Annotated in this window: 7 protein-coding genes; 5 read left to right on the top strand and 2 right to left on the bottom strand. The window is 68.1% G+C overall.

The features are described from left to right. On the top strand, positions 1-1,372 hold a 1,372-nt coding region (locus JYJ84_RS20705), incomplete at its 5' end, for a cache domain-containing protein (RefSeq protein WP_240201882.1). 31 nt (positions 1,373-1,403) lie between these two features. After that, complete coding sequence (locus JYJ84_RS20710; RefSeq protein WP_122948346.1) at positions 1,404-2,048, top strand: response regulator transcription factor; 645 nt, start codon at positions 1,404-1,406, stop codon at positions 2,046-2,048. 54 nt (positions 2,049-2,102) lie between these two features. On the opposite strand, the gene JYJ84_RS20715 is transcribed toward JYJ84_RS20710, so the two are convergent. Continuing rightward, positions 2,103-3,623 carry an MFS transporter gene (locus JYJ84_RS20715; protein WP_122948347.1) on the bottom strand — a complete coding sequence of 507 codons (1,521 nt, stop codon included), beginning with the start codon at positions 3,621-3,623 and terminating at the stop codon, positions 2,103-2,105. A gap of 144 nt (positions 3,624-3,767) precedes the next feature. Here JYJ84_RS20715 and JYJ84_RS20720 point away from each other — a divergent pair, with 144 nt between their 5' ends. Beyond that, positions 3,768-4,406 carry a TetR/AcrR family transcriptional regulator gene (locus tag JYJ84_RS20720; protein WP_122948348.1) on the top strand — a complete coding sequence of 213 codons (639 nt, stop codon included), beginning with the start codon at positions 3,768-3,770 and terminating at the stop codon, positions 4,404-4,406. An 81-nt stretch (positions 4,407-4,487) separates the two neighbouring features. On the opposite strand, the gene JYJ84_RS20725 is transcribed toward JYJ84_RS20720, so the two are convergent. Further along, a complete protein-coding gene (locus tag JYJ84_RS20725; RefSeq protein ID WP_122948349.1) occupies positions 4,488-5,084 on the bottom strand; it encodes a phospholipid-binding protein MlaC in 597 nt (198 codons plus the stop codon). A 323-nt stretch (positions 5,085-5,407) separates the two neighbouring features. Between JYJ84_RS20725 and JYJ84_RS20730 the strand changes: the two genes are divergently transcribed. Beyond that, entirely contained in the window at positions 5,408-8,041 is a 2,634-nt protein-coding gene (locus JYJ84_RS20730) for an MMPL family transporter (protein ID WP_122948350.1), read from the top strand. Then, the gene (locus JYJ84_RS20735) at positions 8,034-8,990 is read left to right on the top strand and encodes a VacJ family lipoprotein (RefSeq protein ID WP_122948351.1); all 957 of its coding nucleotides are present in this window, start codon (positions 8,034-8,036) and stop codon (positions 8,988-8,990) included. Before JYJ84_RS20730 ends, JYJ84_RS20735 begins: the two co-directional genes overlap by 8 nt. Positions 8,991-9,251: the final 261 nt, after the last annotated feature.

The following is a 9,251-nucleotide window of genomic DNA, read 5'->3' on the forward strand; positions in this document are numbered from 1 at the left end:
GGCAAAGATCTTCCTTCTGGCCATCGTGCCGTTCCTGCTCGCGATTGCCGGCATCGGCTTCGGCGTGCGCCAGCAGGCGACGTCCCTCGCGCGCACGCAGCACGCGACGATCCAGGCCGCGTACCTGTCGAGCAAGGAAGTCGAGCTGAAGCACTACGTCGAGCTCGCGACGAGCGCGATCATGCCGCTCTACGACGCGAGCGGCCGCAACGCGCGCGACGACGCGCTGCTGCGCACGCAGGCGCTCGCGATGCTGCAGAAGATGGATTTCGGCCCCGACGGCTATTTCTTCGTGTACGACCTGCACGGCAATGCGCTGATGCATCCGCGCGAGCCCGAGCGCGTCGGCCACAACTACTGGTCGATGCGCGACCCGCAGGGCGCGCTGACGATCCAGAAGCTGATCGGCACGGCGTCGAGCGGCGGCGGCTACGTGCGCTACGCGTGGCAGCGGCCGTCGACGGGCCGCGTCGCGCCGAAGCTCGGCTACGTCGTCGCGCTCGAACGCTGGGGCTGGATGGTCGGCACCGGCATCTATCTCGACGACGTCGACACCGCGCTGCAGCGCATCGACGCGCGCGCGTCCGCGAATATCGAGCGCACGATGAGCTGGCTCACCGCGATCGCGCTCACGGGCGCGGCGGCGATCGTCGTGTGCGCGCTGGTGCTGAACGTCAGCGAGTCGCGCAGTGCCGACGCGAAGCTCAAGCTGCTCGCGCAGCGCGTGGTCGAATCGCAGGAACAGGAGCGGGCGCGGCTGTCGCGCGAGCTGCATGACGGGATCAGCCAGATGATGGTGTCCGCGAAGCTGATGCTCGAATCCGCGCTCGCACGCTTCGAACGCGGCTCGGCGCGCATGCCCGAGGCCGAGCAGGCGCTGACATCGGGCGTCGTGCGGCTCGGCGACACGCTGCGCGAAGTGCGGCGCATCTCGCATGCGCTGCGTCCCGCGATGCTCGACGATCTCGGCCTCGCGGCGGCACTCGAGCAGCTGGTGCGCGAGCTCGGCGCCGAAAGCGGCATCGACATCGGCTATACGCAGGTCGCGCACAGCGGCGCCCGGCCGCTGCCCGCGGCGGTCAACACCGCGCTGTTCCGGATCGCGCAGGAAGCGCTCAGCAACATCGTGCATCATGCGCAGGCGTCGCGCGCGGCCGTCACGCTCGACGTCGGCGCGCAATCCGTCACGCTGACCATCGCCGACAACGGCTGCGGCTTCGACGCCGAACGCTCGCAGGCCGACGCGCGCCGCGGCATCGGCCTGCGCAACATGCGCGAGCGCCTCGACGCGCTCGGCGGCATGCTGACGATCACGTCGCAGGTCGGCCACACGATCGTCGCCGCGCGCGTGCCGCTGCCGGGCACCGCGTAACGACGCCCCCATCACAGGAGACCTTTCGCCCATGAGCGCCCCCGACACCGCCCGGCCCGTCGCCCGACTGCTGCTCGTCGACGATCACCCGCTCGTGCGCGACGGCTTGCGGATGCGGCTCGAAGCGGCCGACCTGTCCGTGGTCGGCGAAGCCGGCAACGCCGACGAGGCGCTCGCGCTCGCCGCGTCGCTCGAACCCGATCTCGCGCTGATGGACGTCGGCATGAACGGGATGAACGGCATCACGCTCGCGGGCGTGTTCCACGAGCGCTTTCCGGGCATCCGCGTGCTGATGCTGTCGATGCACGACAACATCGAATACGTGACGCAGGCCGTGCGCGCCGGCGCGAGCGGCTACCTGCTGAAGGATTCGCCCGCGAGCGAGATCGTGCGCGCGATCGGCGCGGTGCTGGCCGGCCAGACGTTCTTCAGCGAAGGGCTCGCCGCGCGGATGATCCACGCGCGCGCGATCGCATCGCCGCTCGACCGGCTCACGCCGCGCGAACGCGACATCCTCGATGCGCTGGCCGAGGGACTGTCGAGCAAGCAAATCGCGCTACAGACAGGGCTGTCGGTACGCACGGTCGAGACGCACCGGCTCAATTTGAAGCGCAAGCTCGAGATCGAAGGGCAGGCCGAGCTGATCAAGTTCGCCGTGGAGCATCGGCGAAGGTAGGCACACCCGACGCGGCGATCCGCTGCGAAAGGCTCGACCTGCCGGTACGCCACATCATTCCGGCTGTGAAGACGTCACGCACGCCGCCGCGCGTCCCGGTTGCTTCTCCGATTCGCGCCGCACCACCAGCATCGCCACAATCGCAATACTCAGGATTCCAGAGCACAAAACCGCAATCGAAAACCCGTGCGCCATCGCATCCCGATACGCACCGAGCAATTCCGGCCGGCCAGCAGCGAACACATGCTCCATCACCGCTTGCCGCGCGAGCGTATCCGCCTGTGCGCTACCCGCCGCCTGCATCGCGGCCGTCATCCGGTGCAGCGCACCGATGCTCATCATGCTGCCGAGCACCGCGATACCCATGCTCATCCCGGTCTGACGCAACGCGTTCATCGTCGCCGACGCCATGCCCGCGCGTTCGGCCGGCGCCAGTTCCATCACGGTCATGCCGGTCGCGGGCACCGCGAGCCCCATGCCGACCCCGAGCACCGCCAGCGCGACACCGACCGGCACATACGGCGTGCCCGCGCCGAAACCGGCCATGACCGCGAGCATCGCACCGATCAAACCGTACCCGGCCACCATCAGCGCGTGCAACGGAATGCGCGCCGCGATGCGCCCGAACAGCATCGACGTGATCGCCGTCATCACGAACTGCGGCATCAGTTGCCAGCCGGCCTCAGCCGGCGTGCGCCCCAGCGCCTGCTGCAAGAACAGCGACAGGAAGAACAGGCTGCTGTACCCCGAGAACCCGAGCACGAACGACGCGAGATTGGCGCGCACCAGCCGCCGGTCGCGAAACAGCCAGACCGGCAGCAGCGGCCGCTCGACACGCGTCTCGACACGCACGAACACGACGAACGCCACCGCGGCGCCCACCAGCGGCGCGAGCACCTTCACGTGCGACGCGCCGGCTTCGCCGATGCCGATCAGCCCGTACGTGAGCAACCCGAGCCAGACCACGCTCAGCACCTGGCCGAGCGGATCGAACGCCGCATGCTGCGGATGCCGGCGCTCCGGAATGCCCCATGCGCCGAGCAGCACGGTCACGATGCCGATCGGCACGTTGACGAGGAAGATGTTCTGCCAGCCGCCATGCTCGACGAGCAGACCGCCCACCAACGGCCCGAGGATCAGCGCGAGCGCGCTGAACGCCGACCATCCGCCGATCGCGCGGGCACGCTCGCGCGCATCGGGAAACGCATGCGTGAGGATCGGCATCGCGCCCGGTATCAGCAACGCACCGGCAAGCCCCTGGATCGCGCGCCCGATCAGCAGCGGCTCGATGCTGCCCGCGCATGCGCAGACCACCGACCCGGCCGTGAACAGGATCACGCTGACGAGCCACACACGCTTGTGCCCGTAGCGATCGCCGAGCGGCCCGGCCGACAGCATGAACGCGGACAGCGCGAGCGCATACGCGTTGACGACCCACTGAAGGCCGCCGATATCGGTATCGAGCGCCGTCTGCAGCGTCGGCAACGCGACGTTGACGATGCTGATGTCGAGCGTGGCGAGAAAAGTGCCGAGACAAGCGGCCAGGACGAGTGCGGCGCGACGGTAGCGAGGCATGGCGGACGGCCCTTCACGGGCACGATGATGAGAATGATTCTCATCATATATATCGACTGACCGTCGGTCAATGGATCGCGTTGGCCGCGAGCGTGGTGCTGGCCTAAACTGCGGGCTTTGCACGAACGGGCGTCGAGCCGCGCGATGACGGACAGGACAAAGGCAGGAACCACGACAGTGAAAGACGACGCGCCGGCAGGCAAACCGCGCACGAAGCCGGCGGAAGTGCGCCTCGAGGAACTGATGGCGGCGGCCGAGACGCTGTTCCTCGCGCAGGGTGTGGAAGCGACGACCATCAGCGAGATCGTCGAGCACGCGCAGGTCGCGAAAGGCACGTTCTATCACTACTTCGAATCGAAGTCCGACATGCTCGCCGCGCTCGCGCAGCGCTACACGTCGTCGTTCCTCGACCGGCTGCAGCACGCGGTGAACGCGTGCGACGCCGACGACTGGCTCGCGCGCCTGCGCGCGTGGATCCGCACCAGCATCGAAACCTACGCGGCGACCTACCGCACGCACGACATCGTCTACGCGAACCACCATCACCACGATCGCGCGAATGCCGACAAGAACGCGATCCTCGAGCAGCTCGGCGCGATTCTCGACGGCGGCGCACGGGCCGGCACCTGGCGGCTCGCGCATCCGCAGGTCACCGCGCTGCTGATCTATGCGGGCGTGCACGGCGCGACCGATCACATCATCGCGGCGCCGGAAACGGATCGTGCCGCGTTCGTCGATGCCGTGGTCGACGATTGCCTGCGGATGCTCGGCATCGGCGCGTGACGCGCACCCGGCGCACAGCCATGAAAAAGGGCGCCCGAGGGCGCCCTTCATGCATCCGAAATCCGAACCGCACAGCGGCCGTCAGTTCGTCCGCGAATTGTGCTTCTGCAGATATGCGATCAGGCCGTCGATCCCGCCCGACGCGAGCTGGCTCTTGAACTGCCCCTGGTAGACCTGGATCAGCCACGCACCCGACATGTCGATGTCGTAGATCTTCCAGTCGTTGCCGACCTTGCCGAGACGATAGCCGACCGACTGGCTGTCGCCCGGCGTGGAGACCGTCGACTGTACGAGCGCATCAGCGCCCGACGCGCCACCGGCCTTGAACGAGAACTTCGCGTCCTGGCTGCCGAGCTGCGCGAGCGACGCGGCGTAGGTGCGCGTCATCAGCAGCTTGAACTGCTTGTACAGCTCCTGCTGCTGTTGCGGCGTGGCCTGCTTCCATGCGTCGCCGACTGCGATGCGGGTCGTGCGCTCGAAGTTGGTCGCGGGCAGGAAGCGCTGCTCGACGACTTGCGTGACTTTCGCCATGTCACCGCCGCGTGCGGACGGATCGGCCTTCATTGCGGTAACGGTGCCCTCGACCGCATTGCGGACGATATCGACCGGCGCGCTCTGCGCGAAAGCGGAAACCGACACGGCGGCCGCCGCGACGAAAGCAAACAGATGACGTTTCATACGAATATCGCTCGATGAGAAGAAACGACCGGTTCATTGCACCGGCCGACGAAGCAAAGTATACCGGGCCTGACGCCTCGGTGTGCCGCCGTGACCGTCTGTTACCTTTCAGCTTCGATTGTCACAGGCCCGCAGCGGCGCGACAAAGCAGCGCGGCGCCGATTATGTAAATATCCCCTTACAAACCGGCCGGCGAACGGTACCGATTCCTTCGTCGCGAACAAATCTCCTTCCCGCCCAGAAACCCCCAACGTCACGACCGCCGCCACGCTGCGCCGGTATACTTGGCTACTTTGCCCTTGCCAGCCGCTCCCCACCGCCACATGGTGACATCTCTCATCGTCCGACTCGTTGCATGGTCGGTGCGACGCCCCGTCTGGGTCGTCGTCCTGTCGCTCGTCATCGCCGCGCTCAGCGGCGTCTATGTCGCGCAGCATTTCAAGATCAACACCGACATCAGCAAGCTCGTCGATGCGGAACCGCAATGGGCCGCGCTCGGCGAGGCCATCGACAAGGCGTTCCCGCAACGCAACGGCACGATCCTCGCGGTCGTCGAAGCGCCTGCACCCGAATTCGCGAATGCCGCCGCGCATGCCCTGACCGAAGCACTGCAGAAGGACGCCGAAGCCGGCCGCATCGGCCAGGTCGCCGAGCCCGGCGGCGGTCCGTTCTTCGAGCACAACGGGCTGCTGTTCCTGTCGCCGCAGGAGGTCACCGATACCACCTCGCAGCTCGCGAGCGCGCGCCCGCTCGTCAATGAACTCGCGAAGAACCCGAGCCTGACCGGGCTCGCGACCACGCTGTCCACGACGCTCGGCCAACCGCTCCTGACCGGCCAGGTGAAACTGTCCGGAATGGCGAAGCTGCTCGCACGCAGCGCCGCGACGGTCGACGACGTGCTGGCCGGCAAGCCGGCGGCGTTCTCGTGGCGCGCGCTGGTCGACAACGATGCCGCGCGGCAGCCCGCGCGCGCGTTCGTCACCGTGCAGCCCGTGGTCAACTTCGGCGCGCTGAAGGCCGGCGCGGAAACCAGCCAGGTGATCCGCGACGCAGCCCGCTCGCTCGACCTCGGTAAGCGCTACGGCGCCGCGGTGCGCCTGACCGGCGAACAGCCGCTCGCCGACGACGAATTCGCGTCGGTCGAGGATGGCGCGGCGCTCAACGGCGTCTTCACGCTGCTCGCCGTGCTCGTCATCCTGTGGCTCGCGCTGCGCTCGAAGCGGATGATCGGCTCGGTGCTCGTCACGCTGTTCGTCGGCCTCGTCGTGACCGCCGCGCTCGGCCTCGCGATGGTCGGCTCGCTGAACATGATCTCGGTCGCGTTCATGGTGCTGTTCGTCGGCCTCGGCGTCGACTTCTCGATCCAGTACGGCGTGAAGTACCGCGAGGAGCGCTTCCGCGATCCGCGCATCGATCACGCGCTGATCGGTGCCGCGCACTCGATGGGCATGCCGCTCGCGCTGGCCACCACGGCGGTCGCGGCGAGCTTCTTCTCGTTCATTCCCACCGCGTATCGCGGCGTGTCCGAGCTCGGCCTGATCGCGGGCGTCGGGATGTTCGTCGCGCTGCTCACCACGCTCACGCTGCTGCCCGCGCTGCTGCGCCTGTTCGCGCCGCCGGGCGAATCGAAGACGCCCGGCTTCCCGTGGCTCGCGCCGGTCGACGATTACCTCGATCGCCATCGCAAGCCGATCCTGATCGGTACGCTCGTGGTCGTGGTCGGTGCGCTGCCGCTGCTCGCGTTCCTGCGCTTCGACTTCAACCCGCTGAACCTGAAGGATCCGAACAGCGAATCGATGGCGACGCTGCTCGCGCTGAAAGATTCGCCGGAAGCGGCCGTCAACGACGTCACGCTGCTCGCGCCGTCGCTCGCGGAAGCCGACGCGGCCGCGAAGCGCCTCGACGCGCTGCCCGAAGTCGGGCGCACGACCACGCTGTCGACCTTCATCCCCGCCGACCAGCCGGCCAAGCGCGCGGCGATCGCCGCGGCCGCGAGCGACCTGCTGCCCGCGCTGACGCAGCCGGCCGCGCCGCCCGCGACCGACGCACAGCGCGTCGCCGCGCTCAAGCGCGTGTCGGATCTGCTGAGCTACGCGGCCGAAGATCACCCGGGCCCGGGTGCGGCCGCCGCGCAGCACCTGTCCGCGTCGCTCGCGAAGCTCGCCGCCGCGGACGCCGCGACGCGCGACCGCGCCGAGCGTGCATTCTCCGACACGCTGCGTATCGCGCTCAACCAGCTCGCTTCGCTGCTGCAGCCGCAGGACATCACGCGCGAATCGCTGCCGCCGCAACTCGTGCGCGACTGGATCGCGCCGGACGGCCATGCGCTCGTGCAGATTTCGCCGAAGGTGCCGAAGGGCGTCGACCCGAACGACGACACGATGCTGCGCCGCTTCGCGAAGACCGTGAAGGCTGCGGAGCCAGGCACGACCGGCGGGCCGATCTCGATCCTGCATTCGGCCGACACGATCATCAACGCGTTCCTGCATGCGGCACTGTGGTCGATCATCTCGATCACGATCCTGCTGTGGGTCACGCTGCGCCGCTTCGGCGACGTGCTGCGCACGCTGGTGCCGCTGCTCGTGTCGGGCGTCGTCACGCTCGAGCTGTGCGTCGTGCTCGGCATGCCGCTCAACTTCGCGAACATCATCGCGCTGCCGCTGATGCTCGGCGTCGGCGTCGCGTTCAAGGTGTATTTCGTGATGGCGTGGCGCGCGGGGCAAACCGGGCTGCTGCACTCGAGCCTCACGCATGCCGTCCTGTTCAGCGCCGCGACGACGGCGACCGCATTCGGCAGCCTGTGGCTGTCGCACCACCCGGGCACGTCGAGCATGGGCAAGCTGCTCGCGCTCGCCCTGACCTGCACGCTGATCGGCGCCGTGGTGTTCCAGCCCGTCCTGATGGGCAAACCGCGCGTCAAACGCGCCAAGAACCAATCGCAAGGAATCAATGAATAAGGTGCGAATCATTGCGGCGACCGTTGCCGCCAGCGCAGTGCTGACCGGCTGCGCGACGGGACCGAACCGCAACCCCAACGACCCGCTCGAGCCGATGAACCGGGCGATGTACACGTTCAACGACACCGTCGACACGAACATCGCCCAGCCGATCGCGAAGGGGTACCAGAAGGTCACGCCGACGCCCGTGCGCACCGCGATCAGCAACTTCTTCTCGAACCTCGGCGATCTCGGCAACATCGCGAACAACCTGCTGCAGCTCCGCATCACCGATGCCACCGAGGATCTGATGCGCGTGGCGATGAACTCGGTGTTCGGCGTCGCCGGCCTGATCGACATCGCGACGCCGGCCGGGCTGCCGAAGCATCACCAGGACTTCGGCTTGACGATGGCGCGCTGGGGCGTGCCGTCGGGCCCGTATCTCGTGCTGCCCGTGTTCGGGCCGAGCACGATCCGCGACGGCGTCGGCCGCGCGGTGGACGTGCGCTTCAACCTGCTGAACTACATCGAGCCGGCCGCGCGCAACCCGATGTATATCGCGCAGTTCATCAGCGCGCGTTCGGACCTGCTCGGCGCCACCGACCTGCTGAAGCAGGCCGCGCTCGATCCGTATTCGTTCGTGCGCGACGCGTACCTGCAACAGCGCAAGTCGCTGACGTATCGCAGCCAGTCGTCGGCCACGCCGCCGAGCTACAACGAACCGGGTGAACCGGGGAATGCGCCCGCGTCGACACCGGCCGTACCGGGGCTGCCGAACTACGAGGATCCGGGTGAATCGGGCGCCACGCCGGGCAACGCGCCGGCCGCACCGGGATTGCCGCAATACGACGATCCGGGTGCGGACAACGCGATGCCCGCGAGCGCGCCTGTCGCAGCGTCGGCCGCTGCCCCTGCCGTGGCATCGGCAACCGCACCGGCAACGCCCGCGAGCAGCCCTGCCGCGCAGTAACGCTGCAACGGCCGCCGCCGCAAAGACAAAGAGCGCTGCAGTTCACTGCAGCGCTCTTTTTTTGTCCGCAGCGATCTGCGAGAAGCGAAAAACCGGGAAGAGAAGGGCGAGGACAGCGGCGCGTGCCGCTCAGACGATCCGCATCGCGCCGGCACGCTCGAACGCGTGCCGCGCCTGGATCAGCGTCGTGCGCGCCGCGCGCGCGTCGCTCGCGACCTGCAGCAGCGGGCCGAGCTGCGACGGCTGCTTCAGCAGTTCGCG

Source organism: Burkholderia sp. LMG 13014, assembly GCF_905232215.1.
Taxonomy (GTDB): domain Bacteria; phylum Pseudomonadota; class Gammaproteobacteria; order Burkholderiales; family Burkholderiaceae; genus Burkholderia.

Bases quoted from the DNA above. Each gene is read 5' to 3' on its own strand.
- JYJ84_RS20725 (WP_122948349.1), bottom strand. From the start codon at position 5,084: ATGAAACGTCATCTGTTTGCTTTCGTCGCGGCGGCCGCCGTGTCGGTT.
- JYJ84_RS20730 (WP_122948350.1), top strand. From the start codon at position 5,408: ATGGTGACATCTCTCATCGTCCGACTCGTTGCATGGTCGGTGCGACGC.
- JYJ84_RS20735 (WP_122948351.1), top strand. From the start codon at position 8,034: ATGAATAAGGTGCGAATCATTGCGGCGACCGTTGCCGCCAGCGCAGTG.
- JYJ84_RS20720 (WP_122948348.1), top strand. From the start codon at position 3,768: ATGACGGACAGGACAAAGGCAGGAACCACGACAGTGAAAGACGACGCG.
- JYJ84_RS20710 (WP_122948346.1), top strand. From the start codon at position 1,404: ATGAGCGCCCCCGACACCGCCCGGCCCGTCGCCCGACTGCTGCTCGTC.
- JYJ84_RS20715 (WP_122948347.1), bottom strand. From the start codon at position 3,623: ATGCCTCGCTACCGTCGCGCCGCACTCGTCCTGGCCGCTTGTCTCGGC.